The organism is Acinetobacter sp. SK-43, from assembly GCF_015351505.1.
GTDB classification, from domain to species: Bacteria; Pseudomonadota; Gammaproteobacteria; order Pseudomonadales; family Moraxellaceae; genus Acinetobacter; species Acinetobacter junii.
In genome coordinates this window covers 23,010-39,873 of record NZ_JADKPY010000008.1, presented here as the reverse complement: position 1 = coordinate 39,873, position 16,864 = coordinate 23,010, and the positions used below count along the sequence as shown (strand labels likewise).

Sequence of the window (16,864 nt, the reverse complement as noted above, 5' to 3'; positions counted from 1 at the left end):
AGCATTTGTTTATAAATTTAAATTTAAAAGCACTTGTGAATAACTTTTAGCACAAGCTGTGGATATTTTTAACACCAAAGTTATCCACAAAGCATAAAACCATTAAAAACACACTTATCCACACCGTAATCTAATGATTAAAAATGAAAATAGTATGATTTCCACAAAAAACATCAACCCTAATAGTAATAAATTTAAATTTTAAAATTTGAATTTACTTATAAGTGAGATTCCAAATGTGGATAACTAAAATGTTTTAAATTTAAATTCAAAATACCAGAACTAAATTTAAAATCAAAAATGAATTGTTGATAACCTTGTTGGTATGGTGTGAATATAAGGTATTTCATATAAAATTTAAATAGATAGCTTGTGAATAATTATTTTTCTTAATTTCATATATTTAGTTGAGAACAATCAACTTGCTGCAAAACAAAGCAAACAATATGTAAAGTTTTTGCATTTTGATTGACAGAATAAAGATTGCGCAATAAAATCGCGGACCTTTATAGAAAGATCATTTTTGGGAGTTTCGATATGAAACGTACTTTCCAACCATCTGAATTAAAGCGTAAACGCGTTCATGGTTTCCGTGCTCGTATGGCAACTAAAGCTGGTCGTCAGGTTTTAGCTCGTCGTCGTGCGAAAGGTCGTCACAGCTTAACTGTTTAATTACTGTTAAGCCGACCAGACTTGGGTGATGGCACTTTACAGTTTTGGCACTGAATCTCGTATTCGTTGTGCTGCAGATTATAAAAGTGTATTTGATGGTGCGCTTTTTAAAGTGCATCAGCCCCATTTCCTTTTTTTAGCAAAATTAACCGAACAGCCGAATAGCCGTTTGGGTATTGTCGTTGCTAAAAAAAAGGTGCGTCGTGCACATGAGCGAAATCGAATAAAACGTCTTGCTCGGGAGAGCTTTCGTTTACATCAAGCACAGTTTGATGCAGACATTGATATTGTGGTAATGCCTAAAGTGGGTATAGAAGCAATTGCGAATAAAGAATTACATCAGCAATTAGATTTTGCTTGGCAAAAATTACAACGTTTAGCAAAAAAGCATTCTAAAGTCGTTGTGACCTCCCTCCAAAATTAGAGATCTCCAATGGTACGTCTACTGCATTGGTTGATAAGATGTTATCAAATCGCAATCAGTCCATTATTGGGGCCTCGGTGCCGTTATATTCCAACTTGTTCACAATATGCGCTTGAAGCTATACAAACGCATGGTGCGGCAAAAGGTGTATGGCTTTCTACCAAGCGGATTTGTCGTTGCCATCCATGGGGTGGATCAGGCTATGACCCAGTACCACCCAAAGCACTTCGTTTTATTTCGTTTCATCAAATAGATTCTCAAATGCATCACGTTGCTGTACCCTTTCGTGATCGTTTACTCAAGCAAAATCTCTCTAACCATTTGGGATAATAGATATGCAACAATGGGCCAGATTTGCAATTCTTGGAGCCATGTTTGTTACCGCATATTTGCTAATTTTGGCTTGGCAAAAAGATTATGGTCATGCACAACCTGCTCCGCAGCAACAAGCAGCAGCAGTCACCACGCATGAAGTATCTGCAGATTTGCCAAATGCTCAAAATGCAACAGCGGCTTCAGACTTGCCACAAGCAAATGTGACTGCATCACAAACCACAGAAAAGTCATCTGTGAATCAGCAACTGATTTCTGTTAAAACGGATCTTTATCATCTTTGGATTAACCCAAAAGGTGGAGATATTGTCCGTGTTGAACTACTAAGCCATGATGAAAGCAAAGACAGCGAAAAGCCGTTTGTTATGCTTGAAAGTGATGCGAAACGTACTTATGTCGCTCAATCCGGTTTAATTGGTTTGAATGGTCCTGACAGTAGCCGTAGTGGTCGTCCGACTTATGATGTTGAAAAAACAACATATACTTTGGCTGATGCAAAAAGCATAACGACGCAGGATGGAAAAAAACAACAGGTCTTAACAGTACCTTTGGTTTTCAAAACACCTGAAGGCGTAGAGATCATCAAATCATTTACCTTCACGCAAGGTGATTATCCGATTACAGTCAAGCACCAAGTCATCAACCGTAGCCAGCAAAACTGGCAAGGTCAAATGTTTGGTCAGCTGAAACGTGATAATTCTGATGATCCAGGGAAGTCTTCTCAAGGTATTTTCACACTAGGTACCTATCTAGGTGGAGCATGGGGTACACCTGAGGAGCCATATAATAAGTTGAAATTTGCTAATTTCTCAGATGAAAAACTGAGTTTAGAAGCAAAAACAGCATGGGTTGCAATGGTTCAGCACTACTTTGTGAGTGCTTGGGTACCAGGTAATTTAAAACTGACACAAGCAGATGGTCAGCCTTATGTTGCCAAGTTAGAATCTCGTCAATCTACCGATAATATGAATATTATTGGCTTCACTTCACCAGTGATCAATGTACCCGCTGGTACTTCAATGGAAGTGGATGCTAAACTTTATTCAGGTCCAAAAATTCAATCAGAACTCAAAGATTTAGCACCTGGTTTGAACCAAACTGTAGATTACGGTTGGTTATGGCCAATTGCTAAATTATTGTTCTTAGGCTTACAGTTTTTCCATAACCTCGTAGGTAACTGGGGGTGGTCAATTATTCTATTGACGATCCTTGTGAAAGCGATTTTATGGCCACTTTCTTCGAAAAGTTATCGCTCTATGGCGAAAATGCGTGTGATTGCACCTGAAATGCAACGCATGAAAGAAGAGTTTGGCGATGACCGTATGCGTTTCTCTCAAGAAATGATGGCATTGTATAAGCGTGAGCAAGTTAATCCGTTATCAGGTTGTTTACCATTACTATTACAAATGCCAATTTTCTTGGCTTTGTACTGGGTATTGATGGAATCTGTAGAGCTACGTCACGCACCTTGGTTAGGTTGGATTCAGGATTTATCTGCGATGGATCCATGGTTTATTCTGCCGTTGATCATGGGTGTCACCATGTATGTTCAGCAGATGCTTAACCCACAACCAACTGATCCAATGCAAGCAAAAGTATTCCGTATCATGCCGATCATGTTCACGGTATTTATGTTGTTCTTCCCAGCAGGTCTCGTGCTTTACTGGATTGTGAACAACAGTATTACTATTTTGCAGCAATCGTTCATCAATAAAAGCGTTGAGAAAGATCGTCTGAACAAGTCAGAGTCAGCGTCTTAATCTCGAACTTTTACTGAATAAATCCGCTTAAGATGGTAATCTTAAGCGGATTTTTCTTTGGCTGTTTTTTGGATTTTTTAGATGAACACTATGCAACATCAAACCACTATTGCGGCGATAGCTACTCCCTTAGGTCGTGGCGGTGTTGGCGTGATTCGTTTGTCAGGACCAAAAGCGTATGCGATCGCTGAACAACTTACAGCGAAAGGTTTACCAGCAGCTCGTATGGCTGGATTTCGTCAGTTCTATGATGCTGATGGTACGGTCATGGACGAAGGAATTCTCTTATGTTTTCCAAATCCACATTCCTTTACAGGTGAAGATGTGGTGGAAATACAGGGACATGGTGGTCCTGTCATTCAAAATGCATTACTTGCCCGATTACTTGACTTAGGTGCTGTAGCAGCCAAAGCAGGTGAATTTTCAATGCGTGCCTTTGAAAATGGCAAAATGGATTTAGTACAAGCTGAAGCGATTGCAGATTTAATTGATGCAAGCTCTCAAGCGGCCGCACGTTCAGCAGTTCGTTCATTACAAGGTGCGTTTTCCACCAAAATCAACACAGTATTAGAAAAATTAATTCATTTACGCTTGCATGTCGAAGCTGCAATTGATTTTCCAGAAGAAGAAATTGATTTCCTTGCGGATGGGAAGATTCTAGCATTGCTGGATGATGTACAAAATTCAGTTAAGGCAGTACAACAATCTGCGCGTCAAGGTCAGTTGTTACGCGAAGGATTACAGGTTGTGATCGCAGGTAAACCAAATGCTGGTAAATCGAGCCTCTTGAATGCGCTCGCAGGACATGAGCGTGCGATCGTTACCGATATTGCTGGTACGACACGTGATGTGTTGCATGAAAAAATTAGTTTAAATGGGTTACCGATCACATTGACGGATACAGCAGGTTTGCGTGAAACAGGAGATATTGTTGAACGTGAAGGGATCCGCCGAGCAATCAAAGAAATTGAACAAGCTGATCTATTGTTACTGGTTTATGATTTAAACCAAAACGATGATCCATTGTTGTTGGCTCAAGAATATTTTGCTGAACATTTAGAGCCGAAACGTTTACTTTTAATTGGAAACAAATGTGATTTGACAGGACAAGCGGCCGAATTAAGCGATTATCAGGGCTTCCGTCATATTCGTGTTTCAGCAAAACAAGATATGGGTGTTCAGGCATTGATAGATGCGATTACAGCGCATGCTGGCTTCCAACCAGAAGAAGATACCTTTATTGCGAGAACTCGTCATTTAGACGCAATGAAGCGTACTCAGCGCTATTTAGCAGAGGCGCGTGAGCAACTCGTTGTGTTTAATGCAGGAGAATTGGTTGCTGAATCATTAAGACTTGCTCAAAATGCCTTGGGCGAGATCACAGGTGATTTTAGTGCTGATGATTTGTTGGGTAAGATTTTCGGTTCATTTTGTATTGGTAAATAATAAAAAAGCCTAGTTACTTTACAGGTAACTAGGCTTTATTCTTGTGTCAAAATTATTAAGCTTCTTCTTGTTCCTCAACTTCCTCTTCTTTGACCATGTTCAGTGAAGTGGTTGAAACCGGCATCCCATCTTGGCGTGAACTTTTTAATTTAATTTGCAAGCGTAACTCATTGACAGAGTCGGCGTTACGCAATGCTTCATCGTAACTAATTGCACCTTCGTTATATAGATCAAACAAAGCCTGATCAAAGGTCTGCATACCTAACTCGCGAGATTTGGTCATGATCTCTTTGAGCACATGGAATTGCCCTTTCAAAATATTGTCTGCGATTAATGGCGTATTGAGGAGGATTTCAATGGCAGCTCGACGACCTTGACCATCTTGAGTTCGCACGAGACGTTGAGAAATAATCGCTTTCATATTGGATGAGAGATCCATCAACAGTTGATTGCGACGTTCCTCTGGGAAAAAGTTAATAATACGATCCAGTGCCTGATTGGCATTGTTGGCGTGCAGTGTTCCCAAACATAAATGCCCTGTTTCAGCAAAAGCAATCGCATGTTCCATCGTTTCAGTATCACGTATTTCACCAATTAAAATCACATCTGGTGCTTGGCGTAGCGTATTTTTCAACGCGTGATGCCATGTATGACAATCAACTCCAACCTCACGGTGCGTGATCATGGATTTTTTGTGTTTATGGACGTATTCAACAGGATCTTCAACGGTAATGATATGTCCAGCAGAGTTCTCATTTCGATGATCAATCATGGCTGCTAAAGAGGTTGATTTTCCTGATCCTGTTCCGCCAACCACCAGTACCAAACCTCGTTTTTCCATAATCACATTTTTTAGTGATTCTGGGAGTTTTAGTTTTTGAAAGGTTGGAATTTCAGACGTAATGGTTCGAATCACCATGCCTATTTGTAATTGTTGTTTGAAAACATTGACCCGAAACCTTGAAACATTCGGGACATTAATGGCAAAGTTACATTCCCAATCATTTTCGAAGTCTAGACGTTGTTTGTCATTCATTAAACTATAAGCAAACAACTTGGTTTTTTCTGCAGTAAGCGCTTGTTGTCCTAAAGGGCGCATCAAACCCTGTAACTTAATGCTAGGTGGGAAATCTGCGGTAATAAATAAATCAGATCCCCCATACTCAACTACTTTAGTGAGCATATGAAACATAAAGGTTTTGGCTTCTTCTAATAATTCAGTGGTATACATGGGTCAACCTAACGTAAAAACGAGACTAATGAGTGTTGTTTGTTGGAAAATGGTTCATCAAAAGAAAACATCTCCTTGTTTCTTTTAAATGAAGGACAACACGGTTTTTTGAATCATCAGATTATTTCAAAAAGCGACTAAACGTTCTACTTTTAATGTATTTTTTGTTTTTATATCAATGTGCTGTGATAATTTTTGTCGCTTTTTTACTTCGCGTGTTTGTAAAAGTGTGATCCATTTCAAATCGAATTTAGCGCTATGATGTTCCACGTGAAACATTGCTGTATTTAGTTCAAGTTTGGTTGTATCTCGGTAAGCTCAGCTACCCCTTAAACATGATATGCGTACAATACGGAAAACCTTTTATTCGAGTTGCACTATGCTAAAAAAAATTGGAATGCTGGCTGTGTTGGGAGGAGTGTCTACTCTAGCAATGGCGAATGTTGAGACATTGAAAAGCAATTTAAGCAAACAGTATCCAAATATGGAGATCACAAATATCCAAAAAACAGAAATGTCAGGCTTGTATAGTGCCAATCTTGATAATCAAATTATTTACTTGGATGAAAATGCACAACATATGTTCATAGGATCTATGATTCGCCTACAAGATCAGAAAAATCTGACCAAGGATTTAGTGCTCAAACAAAACTCTATTGATTGGAAACAACTTCCTTTTCAGGATGCAATTAAAACGGTAAAAGGTAGTGGTAAACGTCAGTTGGCTATTTTTTCAGATCCGAATTGCCCGTACTGCAAACAGCTAGAAGCAGAACTTGATAAACTCAATGATGTGACCATCTATACATTTATTTATCCATTAAAAGCACAATCACTCACTGTATCTAAGCAGGTCTGGTGTGAGCAAAATCAAAGTGTAGCGTGGAAAAACTTGTTGCAAAAAAATGTTCAGCCGAAAGCAAAAACATGTGAAAACCCAATTGAGAGAAACCTGAGCTTAGGACGTAAATTGGGTGTGAATGGTACACCAACGTTAATCTTTTCAAATGGTTTAAAAATGGTGGGTGGGCGAAGTGCCGCTGATATTCAAATGATTTGGAAAGAACTAGGTTTATGACATCAGATGCTCCCAATTCAAGTTAATGATTTGGGAGCTATCAGATTGATTAGGTCTTTTTCATAATTAAATTATAAATAAACAGAATAATCACTGCCCCTATCACAGAAGCAATAAATCCTGCTGCTGAATTATCGCCATAAAGACCCAACAGTCGGCCACCATAAGTCGCGAGTAAAGAACCTGCGATACCAAGCGCAGTCGTCACTATAAAGCCTGCTTTATCATTTCCTGGATGCAAAGCGCGAGCAATCAAACCCGCAAAGAAACCAACGACGATTGCTACAATAAGAGACCACATTGTATTTTCTCCTTGTTTTAACATTAGTATTTTGTCTTATCCTGCTAGATTTCACCTTGAAATGTCTGTAGTCAATTGCCCACTTGTGTCGTATTTTTGTGCAAAATTGAACAGTGTTTGATGAAAGCTCAAGTATAAAAAAGGTACGCAAGCGTACCTTATCAATATTTAATCTGCTTTTAGTTATGACAGCATCGTTATTAAAAAATGCTAAGAACCTATGCCAATTAAAGACCAATTTCTCCAATGAATGGGAGATGACGGTACTTCTGATCGTAATCTAGGCCGTAGCCGACAATAAAACGATCTTCGACTTCAAAGCCTAAGAATTTCACTTCTAAATCAATTTCACGGCGTGATGGTTTGCTCACCAGAGTACATAGTTCGATTGAATTTGGATTACGTGTTTTGAGCATTTCAACAACTTTGCTCAAGGTATTCCCAGAGTCAATAATATCTTCGACAACGAGGACATCTTTGCCGTTAATCTCACCATCGAGATCTTTTAATATTTTGACATCACGCGTGGAAACCGTACCACCGCCATAACTTGAAACCGTCATAAAGTCGAGTTCATGTGGCTTTTCAATTGCACGGCATAAATCTGCCATGAAAATGACTGAACCACGCAATAAGCCAATCAATACCAGTTCTTTATCACTTTGAGCATAGTGTGCGTTGATTTTGTCACCAAGTTGTTTCACTTTGGCTTGGATCTCTTCACTGGAAATCATTACGCGCATTGCAACAGTCATCGATAGATTCCTAAAACTTTAAAAATGGGAAAATAAAAAAGGTGTTGACCTGCAACACCTCGAAATCTTGAGTTAATACGAGAATTTTAAAACAAAATGAATTTTCATGCATCTTTTGATGCTGATGAAAATGTATCATTTTGAGAGGAATGACTGTCTCGTCGAAGTAAGACAGCACATCCGATCGCCAATAAGAGAAGTCCTAAGCTTTTTGAATTAAATGCTTTGGTTTTGCTGATAGGCTTTTTGTCCATAAATATAAGTCGCCTCAATATTGCGGTCATCGCCCATGGTAAATAGTGCAAACAAACTGTCTTCGATGGATTTAGCACGTGATTGACGCAATTGTTGTAATGCCGTTGCTTTAAGATCAAGTACTACAAAATCCGCTTCTTTACCTACAGTAAAGTTACCCAGCTTATCATCTAAATCTAGCGCTTTTGCGCCACCTAAAGTGGCATGGTACAACGATTCATATGCGGATAATTTATCGCCTTGTAGTTGTTGTACCTTGTAGGCTTCATTGACTGTTTGCAATAGGCTAAACGAAGTTCCTGCACCAATATCTGTACCGAGTCCAACTTTGACTTGCTGATCCCATGTTTTCTTTAAGGGAAATAAGCCACTGCCTAAGAACAAGTTTGATGTTGGACAAAAAGCAATTGCTGAGTTTGTATCATGCATACATTTCCACTCAGTATCCTCTAAATGTACACAGTGTGCGAAAACGGAGCGTTGACCTGTTAAACCATAGTGGTGATAAACATCAAGATAACCATTTTGATGAGGAAATAAATCTTTCACCCATGCAATTTCATCTTTATTTTCACTTAAATGTGTGTGCACATACACATCAGGGAACTCTGCTTTAAGTTGCCCTGCTCGTTCAAGTTGTTCTGGTGTCGAGGTTGGTGCAAAACGTGGGGTAATCGCATAAAGTGCGCGACCTTGACCATGCCACTTCTGTATTAATGCTTTAGAATCAACATAAGCGCTTTCTGCGCTATCACATAGCGCTTCAGGTGCATGACGATCCATCATTACTTTGCCTGCGATTAAACGCATTTGGTGCTGTTCTGCGGCTTCAAATAAGGCATCAACAGACTCTGGATGTACGGTACAAAAAACTAAAGCTGTGGTCGTACCATTTTTGAGTAGTTCATTAACAAAAAATTTGGCAATTTCTTGTGCATAGGCTTTGTCTTTAAACTGGATTTCTGTTGGAAATGTATAGGTATTTAACCAACTTAATAATTGTTCGCCATAAGCACCCACCATTTCAGTCTGTGGGAAGTGAATGTGCGTATCAATCATTCCAGGGATGATCAGTTGTTCTGGGTAATGTTGAATCTCAACATCTGTAGGAAGATGATCTTGAGCAGCTTCCCAAGGGCCAAACCAGCGAATTTTGCCCTGTTCAGTGATCAGAACACCATCCTCAATATAACGAACCTGCTCTGCGATCTCTGTCGCGTGTGAAACTATGTTTTGAATATCTAAGAAGCGACCACGAACAACCGTGATGGGAGTAGCCAAAGTCATAACAACCTACAATTTTACTTTTTTCGGTTGATTGTACCTGATTTTGATCATTTTACTGGATTGTTCTCATATTTTGACGCAGTAAAATGGATTGAAGTGAACTAATCATCTGAATCAATTCACTTTACTTTTAAGCTCAAATGAGTAAATTGTCAGCAATAATTATACTTTTTGGAAAAATAAGCATGTATTTTTGGAATACCAAAGCACTTGCACATGAACTTGCCGAAGATACTTTGAGCAAACAGCATTATAAAAATTATTATTTAGCTGCGGCTTTGGTCGTGAGTGTGGTGTATTACTATGGGATGTATTCACCTTATTATGATGTACGTGTGATTAGCCTAGAAGCTATTTTAACTTTATTGATTATGCTGATTGGTATTCAACGAACCTATCAAGCCAATGGTGCTGATGAGGGAATCAATTTTTTGAATCGGATCACCGCCCTCTCCTTTCCGATCTTGATTCAAACCACGGTTGCTGGTGTGGTTTTTGGAGTTGTTCTTTTGCTGATCTATCAATATTTTGGATTGGCTCAAACTGCATTTGCAATATGGTATGAATGGTGTGTGTCAGCCTTTACAATTTTTCTGCAAATTTTATTTTTTACACGTTTAGTGTCTTATATGAAACGTGTGGCAGCACATACGATTTAAACTTGATACGGTCAGGATGTATGTCATTAAACCCTGACCGATTGATGATTGTTATCTAGATTTACTCTATAAAATAATGCGCTGCGAAATGTGCATCATTGCCAATAATGTCATAACAGTCTTCACGAATAGACATGCCTGCACATTGATGTCCGACCATCCATAACCCCAGTGTCGGTAACTGACCAGAAAATAATGGCGTGTCGACCCACTTCTGAATCACATAACCATATTTGTCATAATCATCAAAATAAAAACTACCTGAAGCAGCGCCCTGATCCTGACCATCTTGCAAGACACGGATATTTGCCCCTTCTCTCGCCAAGATTGGTTTTTTTACCCATTTTCCACTGAAGTTTTGTTCAGGGTCATAGGCATAGGTTTCAACCAACAGTGGGTGATTTGGATACCGCTTCCATAGCTCAACTAAAATCGCTTTATTGGAGAGCAACATTTTCCAACACGGTTCGATCCAGTTCGTTTCTGGCTGAAGATACTGGGCAAATGATTCTTCCCAAATCCATTCCCACGGATATAACTTAAATAGATTTTGAATCGGTCGATTGTTTAGATCTACAAAACTCTGACCATTCCAACCAATATTTTCCATTGACAGTTCAGAGACCTGTAAATGAGCTTGAAAGGCAGTATCCATTAAGTATTCTAAATTGCCCCAATCTTCTCGCCCTGCTTCCTGACAAGCTGCAAAGTGGAGATGGCTTCCCCGAGGTAAAATAGTTTTCCAACGCTTAATCAGGTCTTCGTGAATGCTGTTGAATTGATCTCGATTTGCAATGCCTGAAACTTGTTCGATCCATAGCCATTGCGCTACAGAGGCTTCCAATAAACCCGTGGGTGTATCAGCATTGTATTCCAGCATTTTGATCTGCAGTCCATCATAGGCGAAATCAAAACGTCCATAGAGCATTGGACTATTCCGTCGCCATGAATGCTCAATATGTGGAATAGCAGCCTGTGGAATCTGGAAATAATTGGGATAATCACCACGTTGAATTAAATCCCCTACTACAGCTAAACACATTTGATGAAGTTCGTTTGCTGCATCTTCCAACTGTTCGATTTGTTTTAGCGTGAACTCGTAGGCGACACCTTCCGACCAATAAATAGAACCGTCCAATGAAGGTAGATTAAAATAATCGAACCCAATCTTTTGGTGTTCAAGCTGCCAATCGGTACGTGGGGAAAATAATTTTCTTTTCATATTGTTGTTCTAATTTAACCACCGAAAGACATGCCACCACGTCCAAATCCGCCACGGATTGGAGAAGATAATGAAGAACTTTTCAGCGTAGTTGAAACAGTGGGTTGTCCCATACTAAGATTGCTTCTAGGTCGTAAAGTATGACCTCTAAACGAGACCTCACGATTATTTTGGTAGTATTGTGGTCCTAGATAACGGTTTGATCCATAACTACCTGCGTAATAACCACTACTCGCGTTGTTATTCTCTTCTTCACAAGTGTCAGTATTCCAGTCAGCTGCGCAGTCATATTGGTTGTTGTAAACATCTTGAACCAATGGACCATCATTATGGCTACATGCAGTTAATAATAGCGGGACGACAACGAGATTGATTTTTTTAGAACGCATAATCTGCCACTCATTTAATTCAGTTGTAAGCGCCTTCATGGCGAAGCAACTTTGTTTATTATGTTTCTAATCAGAAAGATAAAATCGTAAAGCCGACATATCATATTGATCTGTTTTTTTAATGTACAGTCTAATTTTAGGTTTTTAAATCTCAAGACATCTGAAGCTCAGATGTCTTGGGTAATTCGTTTATGATTGTAGCTGTTTTTTGTTATGACGCAGAGAAAGGTAAGCTGTAATGCTTAAGACGAGCACGATAAAGCCTAATGAAATCCAAATCGGCATGTGAAACACGTCGAGCATCAGCATTTTTGCACCAATAAACAGTAAGATAATCCCTAAACCGTATGGTAAGTAATGCAATTTAGTTGCCGCACCAGCCAACAAGAAGAACATTGCGCGTAAGCCTAAAATCGCCATTAGGTTTGCAGTCAATACGATAAATGGATCACTTGTTACCGCAAAAATCGCTGGAATTGAGTCGACCGCAAAGATAACGTCGGAACCTTCAACCAAAATCAGAACTAAAAATAATGGTGTCGCCCACAACAAACCATCACGGCGAACAAAGAATTTTTCACCTTCAAGTTGTGGCGTGATACGCATATGTTTGCGTAACCATTTTAAGGTTTTGATATCTTCGATATTGGTTTCTTCGTCTTGTCCTTTTAGGAATTTGAAACCTGTATAGACCAAGAATGCACCGAAGATGTAAAGAACCCATGAAAACTCTTGAACGAACCATGCACCAATAAAAATAAAGATGGTTCTTAATACGATGGCACCTAATACGCCGTAGAGTAGGATTTTACGTTGCAGTGCAGAAGGAATCGCAAATGCAGAGAAAATCATTAACCAAACAAAAACGTTGTCAATCGCTAAAGATTTTTCTAACAAATAACCTGCAAAGTATTCCATGGTTTTTTGGTTGGCTATACCTACCCCAACAGTTTGTTGTAAATAGAACCACAAACCACCACCAAACATTACCGCAACTGAAACCCAAGCAATACTCCAATAAGCCGCTTGCTTAATTGGAACATCCTGATTTTGCTTTTGTTTAAAGCCCAAAAAATCGATCAGTAGCATCACGATGACGATGCCAAAGAAGATGGCATATAGCCATATATTACCGATAGTGTCCATCACAACTCCCTATCTGGCAAATGGGCATAAAAAAACCTTGACCAGTTGCCAGATGAATAAAAAACATCTGTTTCAACATGATCAAGGTCTTGCCTACATCACAATGTACTGTGATGCTCAGAGTCCGACTTTTTGCAAAGTGTAATGACGAAACTCTGACACCGAAGGCATGATATGCACTTGGGCTTGGAGGAGGCTACTCCCCTTGTCAAACTAATTCTGTATGGACGGTAACATCCAAATATGTATATAGGATTACATAATTTGTGTGTTTGTGCAATTTTTGAATGAATAAATTTTCAACAATATTTTATCATGCTCGTTGTTGCCCTTTCATTCTGAAGGATTTTCTTTGCAATGATGAACAAAATACAGCGTAGAGAAAAAACATATGAGTGCTGAAAAACTTCACCACACAACATTAAAGGCATTTGCACCACGGGATCCCCAAGAATCACATCGTGCCGCTACCCCTTTGGAGTTGTTATTTGATTTGGTTTTTGTTGTTGCGATTGCAACTGCAGGTCAACAACTGCATCACGCTATGATCGAAGGTCATTTGTGGCATGCTTTACCGACCTACTTTATGGTGTTTTTTTGCACTTTGGTGGGCATGGATGAACTTTTCTTGGTTTGCTTCAGCCTATGACAATGACGATACGCTGTATCGTTGTTTGACCTTTGTGCAAATGGCTGGTTCTTTAGTCATGGCGGCAGGTATTCCTGCGGTATTTCAGCAGCATAATTTTGACATGATCATTATCGGTTATGTGATTATGCGTTTGGCTTTGGTGACTCAGTGGATTCGTGTCGCTAAACATGATCCTTTGCGAAAAGTAACCGCCTATCGATATGCCATCGGCATTGTAATAGTTTAATTAGGTTGGTTGATTACTAATTTTAGTTCGATTCATCTTAGTCAGTTGCTCTTTCTAGTCTTGGTAATATGTGAATTAGCAGTACCATTCTATGCCGAAAACATGCGATCACACCTTGGCACCCACATCATATTGTGGAGCGTTATGGCTTGTTGACGATTATCGTATTAGATGAGTCGATTATTGGATGTTTTGCTGCTACTCAAGATGCATTTTCGAATCAGGTATTGAATCTTGAAGAGATTTTTCTGATTGTAGATGGGCTATTGATGATGTTTGCGATGTGGTGAGTTTATTTTGATCGCAGTCATCACCACCATCAACGCCGTGGTGTACAACCATTTTTATGGGGTTATGGGCACTTTCTCATTTTTATTAGTATTGCTGTGTTAGGGGCTGCATTAGCCGCTGCGGTCGATGTTTCAACGAAACATGCCGAAATTTCAGCTCAAATGATGGGTTTGATTATTGCCGCAAGTTTAGTTGTTTATAGCACCTGCGTATGGCTATTTTATGAAGCGTTTTATTTAAAGGGATGGAGACGTTAGATTTATCCAATCACGGTTTTTATTCTATTGTGTATGCCATTTATCTTTAATCAGATTGGACACATTGTGTTTGTGATGGCGATTGTCTACATCCTTCGTCTTATGTTGTCTAAAGCTTTTTGATGAATTGTGATGATGAGCAAAGCATCACAACGCATTAAGCTTCCTTTCCATTTGAACTACCACCAAGTTTGGCGTTTTAATACGCTAACTTTGTAGGCTCAAAAAATTTTCAAAATTTCATTTCGAAGAAACTGATGGCGAGGATTCTTTCTGACGTGTTCGTGCCAATACATCCCCATTTTAATTTTAGGCAGCTCGATGGGTAACTGATGTATTTTTAAATCTTGCGCATAATGCAGATGTTTTAAAATACTGTGAGGAATGGTGAGAATCGCCTTGGGATACTGAGCCAAGACTTGTAAAGCAGTGGAATAGTGCTGACAGCGCATAAAAATTTGTCGAGAAAGTTGCTGTCGATTGAGATAAATATCTTCAAGCAATAATCCTGTTCGCCGAGAGGACACACCGATATGTGGTGAGGATAAATAGAGCGATAAATCCATCTCTGTTTGAAGTGTACACGCCACAAAATGATCTTCAATCAAGTTTTCAAACTGTAAATTTTCTTGATAGGGTTGTACTAGATCAATCACAAAATCAATTTGTTGTGCTGAAAGATCAGCCAGCATATTTTTTCGATCAAGTTTGGAACTCAAAAACTGAATATCGAGATTGAGTTGACTAAAATGATGCACTAATTGAGGAAAAATAATCGGTTCAATTTCATCATGAATTGCGATTTTCAAGCTTTGTAGCATGCTAGGATCAAAGTCGTGTTGTGGAATCGCAATATTTTGAATCGTTGATAACGCCGTTTGAATCGGTTGATAAATTTGTTCGGCAAAAGGTGTGGGAAGCATTTTTTGTCCACTACGCACAAATAATTCATCTTTAAGTTGCAGACGCAAACGTTGTAAAGCATGACTGACCGCAGATTGACTAATACAAAGAAGTTGAGCGGCCTTAGAAATGCTTTTTTGCTCAAAAATCGCAATAAAAAGTGGATACAGATTGATATCAATACGAAGGAAGTTACCCACTTCCAATGGATTTGTATTATGAATCTGATTCATAGTTTTGCATAAAATAAAATCATTTCATTCATAATAAGTTTTCGCTTAAGGTGAAGTAAAGCAGCGAATTCAGTTTCGCCACATATTTACCTTGAGGGAAATGATGATGTTTGCATTATCTGAACGTGCACAGGATTTTATTGCTCGCACACAGGCGTTTATCCAACAAGAAATAGAACCGATTGAAAAAGCATTTTGGGATGAAGTGCATCAACTTAATGTCGATGGTGACTGGACCAAATGGCAGTGGCCAGCTCAACTCGAACAACTCAAAACCAAAGCCAAAGCAGCAGGCTTATGGAATATGTTCTTGCCTGATGCTGAACTAGGTGCAGGTTTATCGGTACAGGAATATGCACATATTGCTGAATTGACGGGGAGTAGTTTACTGGCTCCGACAGTATTCAACTGTAATGCACCTGATAGTGGCAATATGGAGCTGCTATGGCGTTATGGCAGTCAGGAACAAAAACAACAATGGCTGCAACCACTACTAAATGGTGATATTCGCTCTGTATTCTGCATGACTGAACCTGCGGTCGCGTCGAGCGATGCGACTAATATGCAAGCCACGGCAGTGATTGATGGTGATGAAATTGTTCTGAATGGGCGTAAATGGTGGTCATCTGGCTTGGGTGATCCGAATGCAAAAATCATTATTTTTATGGCTTATACGCCAGACCCCAACAAAGATCGTCATCATCAACACTCAATGGTATTGGTACCGATCGACACGCAAGGTGTAACGATTGAACGGATGTTGCCTGTGTTTGGTGATTACGATGCACCGCATGGACATGGACAGGTCAGTTTTGACAATGTGCGTGTACCTGTGAGCAACTTTATTGGTGGTGCGGGTCAAGGATTTGAAATTGCTCAAGGGCGCTTAGGGCCTGGTCGTATTCATCACTGTATGCGTTGTATCGGTGCAGCGGAAAAAGCGTTAGAACTCATGATTGATCGTGGCATGTCACGCAAGGCATTTGGTAAAGAAATTCTTAAACTTGGCGGCAATTTAGAACGTGTCGCGGAAGCCCGTGTGCAGATCGATCAAGCTCGCTTATTAACGCTGTATGCTGCTTATAAGATGGATACCTTAGGCAATATGGCAGCACTCACTGAAATTTCTGCAATCAAAGTCGTTGCACCGACTGTATTGCAAAACGTCGTTGATATGGCGATCCAAATTCACGGTGGTGAAGGTGTGTCACGCGATACTCCGCTGACAGCATTTTTCAATCAAGCACGCAGTTTACGTTTAGCTGATGGACCTGATGAAGTGCATAAGGGCATGATTGCTAAATTAGAATTGAAAAAACGTGGCTATGGTCGTTAATAAGGATA

General features: G+C 39.5%; 16 protein-coding genes and 1 pseudogene. 9 read left to right on the top strand and 8 right to left on the bottom strand.

The features are described 5' to 3' along the window. Positions 1-537: 537 nt before the first annotated feature. The 5 genes from rpmH to mnmE all read left to right on the top strand — a co-directional run bounded on the left by rpmH (position 538) and on the right by mnmE (position 4,635). Positions 538-672, top strand: a complete 135-nt coding sequence (gene rpmH, locus IRT38_RS03100; protein WP_000831329.1) for a 50S ribosomal protein L34 — start codon at positions 538-540, stop codon at positions 670-672. A gap of 28 nt (positions 673-700) precedes the next feature. Then, complete coding sequence (rnpA, locus tag IRT38_RS03095; protein ID WP_004950005.1) at positions 701-1,096, top strand: ribonuclease P protein component; 396 nt, start codon at positions 701-703, stop codon at positions 1,094-1,096. Positions 1,097-1,105: 9 nt separating this feature from the next. Next, positions 1,106-1,426, top strand: coding sequence for a membrane protein insertion efficiency factor YidD (gene yidD, locus IRT38_RS03090; RefSeq protein ID WP_194596929.1), 321 nt, complete (start codon positions 1,106-1,108; stop codon positions 1,424-1,426). Positions 1,427-1,431: 5 nt separating this feature from the next. Beyond that, positions 1,432-3,189, top strand: a complete 1,758-nt coding sequence (gene yidC / locus IRT38_RS03085) for a membrane protein insertase YidC (RefSeq protein WP_112986339.1) — start codon at positions 1,432-1,434, stop codon at positions 3,187-3,189. A gap of 90 nt (positions 3,190-3,279) precedes the next feature. Continuing rightward, positions 3,280-4,635, top strand: coding sequence for a tRNA uridine-5-carboxymethylaminomethyl(34) synthesis GTPase MnmE (gene mnmE / locus IRT38_RS03080; protein WP_026057420.1), 1,356 nt, complete (start codon positions 3,280-3,282; stop codon positions 4,633-4,635). Positions 4,636-4,690: 55 nt separating this feature from the next. On the opposite strand, the gene IRT38_RS03075 is transcribed toward mnmE, so the two are convergent. Next, positions 4,691-5,866, bottom strand: a complete 1,176-nt coding sequence (locus IRT38_RS03075) for a PilT/PilU family type 4a pilus ATPase (protein WP_004914541.1) — start codon at positions 5,864-5,866, stop codon at positions 4,691-4,693. 379 nt (positions 5,867-6,245) lie between these two features. Between IRT38_RS03075 and IRT38_RS03070 the strand changes: the two genes are divergently transcribed. Next, a complete protein-coding gene (locus tag IRT38_RS03070; protein WP_039047176.1) occupies positions 6,246-6,944 on the top strand; it encodes a DsbC family protein in 699 nt (232 codons plus the stop codon). A gap of 49 nt (positions 6,945-6,993) precedes the next feature. Here the strand turns inward: IRT38_RS03070 and IRT38_RS03065 are convergent, their stop codons facing one another. From IRT38_RS03065 to guaD, 3 genes are all read right to left on the bottom strand, one after another. Then, entirely contained in the window at positions 6,994-7,245 is a 252-nt protein-coding gene (locus IRT38_RS03065) for a GlsB/YeaQ/YmgE family stress response membrane protein (protein WP_004914533.1), read from the bottom strand. 227 nt (positions 7,246-7,472) lie between these two features. Continuing rightward, positions 7,473-8,000 (bottom strand): hypoxanthine phosphoribosyltransferase, encoded by a 528-nt coding sequence (hpt, locus tag IRT38_RS03060; RefSeq protein ID WP_004914531.1) that lies wholly within the window; start codon positions 7,998-8,000, stop codon positions 7,473-7,475. 216 nt (positions 8,001-8,216) lie between these two features. Beyond that, positions 8,217-9,542 carry a guanine deaminase gene (guaD, locus tag IRT38_RS03055; protein WP_194596928.1) on the bottom strand — a complete coding sequence of 442 codons (1,326 nt, stop codon included), beginning with the start codon at positions 9,540-9,542 and terminating at the stop codon, positions 8,217-8,219. Between the two features lie 185 nt (positions 9,543-9,727). On the opposite strand from guaD, the gene IRT38_RS03050 reads away from it, so the two are divergent. Beyond that, the gene (locus IRT38_RS03050) at positions 9,728-10,201 is read left to right on the top strand and encodes a hypothetical protein (protein WP_004914520.1); all 474 of its coding nucleotides are present in this window, start codon (positions 9,728-9,730) and stop codon (positions 10,199-10,201) included. A 61-nt stretch (positions 10,202-10,262) separates the two neighbouring features. Here the strand turns inward: IRT38_RS03050 and IRT38_RS03045 are convergent, their stop codons facing one another. The 3 genes from IRT38_RS03045 to IRT38_RS03035 all read right to left on the bottom strand — a co-directional run bounded on the left by IRT38_RS03045 (position 10,263) and on the right by IRT38_RS03035 (position 12,958). Continuing rightward, positions 10,263-11,423 carry a glutathionylspermidine synthase family protein gene (locus IRT38_RS03045; RefSeq protein ID WP_075695975.1) on the bottom strand — a complete coding sequence of 387 codons (1,161 nt, stop codon included), beginning with the start codon at positions 11,421-11,423 and terminating at the stop codon, positions 10,263-10,265. Between the two features lie 14 nt (positions 11,424-11,437). Continuing rightward, positions 11,438-11,812, bottom strand: a complete 375-nt coding sequence (locus IRT38_RS03040; protein ID WP_194596937.1) for a hypothetical protein — start codon at positions 11,810-11,812, stop codon at positions 11,438-11,440. A 189-nt stretch (positions 11,813-12,001) separates the two neighbouring features. Next, entirely contained in the window at positions 12,002-12,958 is a 957-nt protein-coding gene (locus IRT38_RS03035) for a TerC family protein (protein WP_004914511.1), read from the bottom strand. Positions 12,959-13,349: 391 nt separating this feature from the next. Between IRT38_RS03035 and IRT38_RS03030 the strand changes: the two are divergent. Then, a pseudogene (locus IRT38_RS03030) lies at positions 13,350-14,545 on the top strand (low temperature requirement protein A). 60 nt (positions 14,546-14,605) lie between these two features. Here IRT38_RS03030 and IRT38_RS03025 read toward each other — a convergent pair. Next, a complete protein-coding gene (locus IRT38_RS03025) occupies positions 14,606-15,520 on the bottom strand; it encodes a LysR family transcriptional regulator (protein WP_112986344.1) in 915 nt (304 codons plus the stop codon). 106 nt (positions 15,521-15,626) lie between these two features. Here IRT38_RS03025 and IRT38_RS03020 point away from each other — a divergent pair, with 106 nt between their 5' ends. Then, a complete protein-coding gene (locus IRT38_RS03020; RefSeq protein WP_194596927.1) occupies positions 15,627-16,856 on the top strand; it encodes an acyl-CoA dehydrogenase family protein in 1,230 nt (409 codons plus the stop codon). The last annotated feature ends 8 nt before the right edge of the window (positions 16,857-16,864 follow it).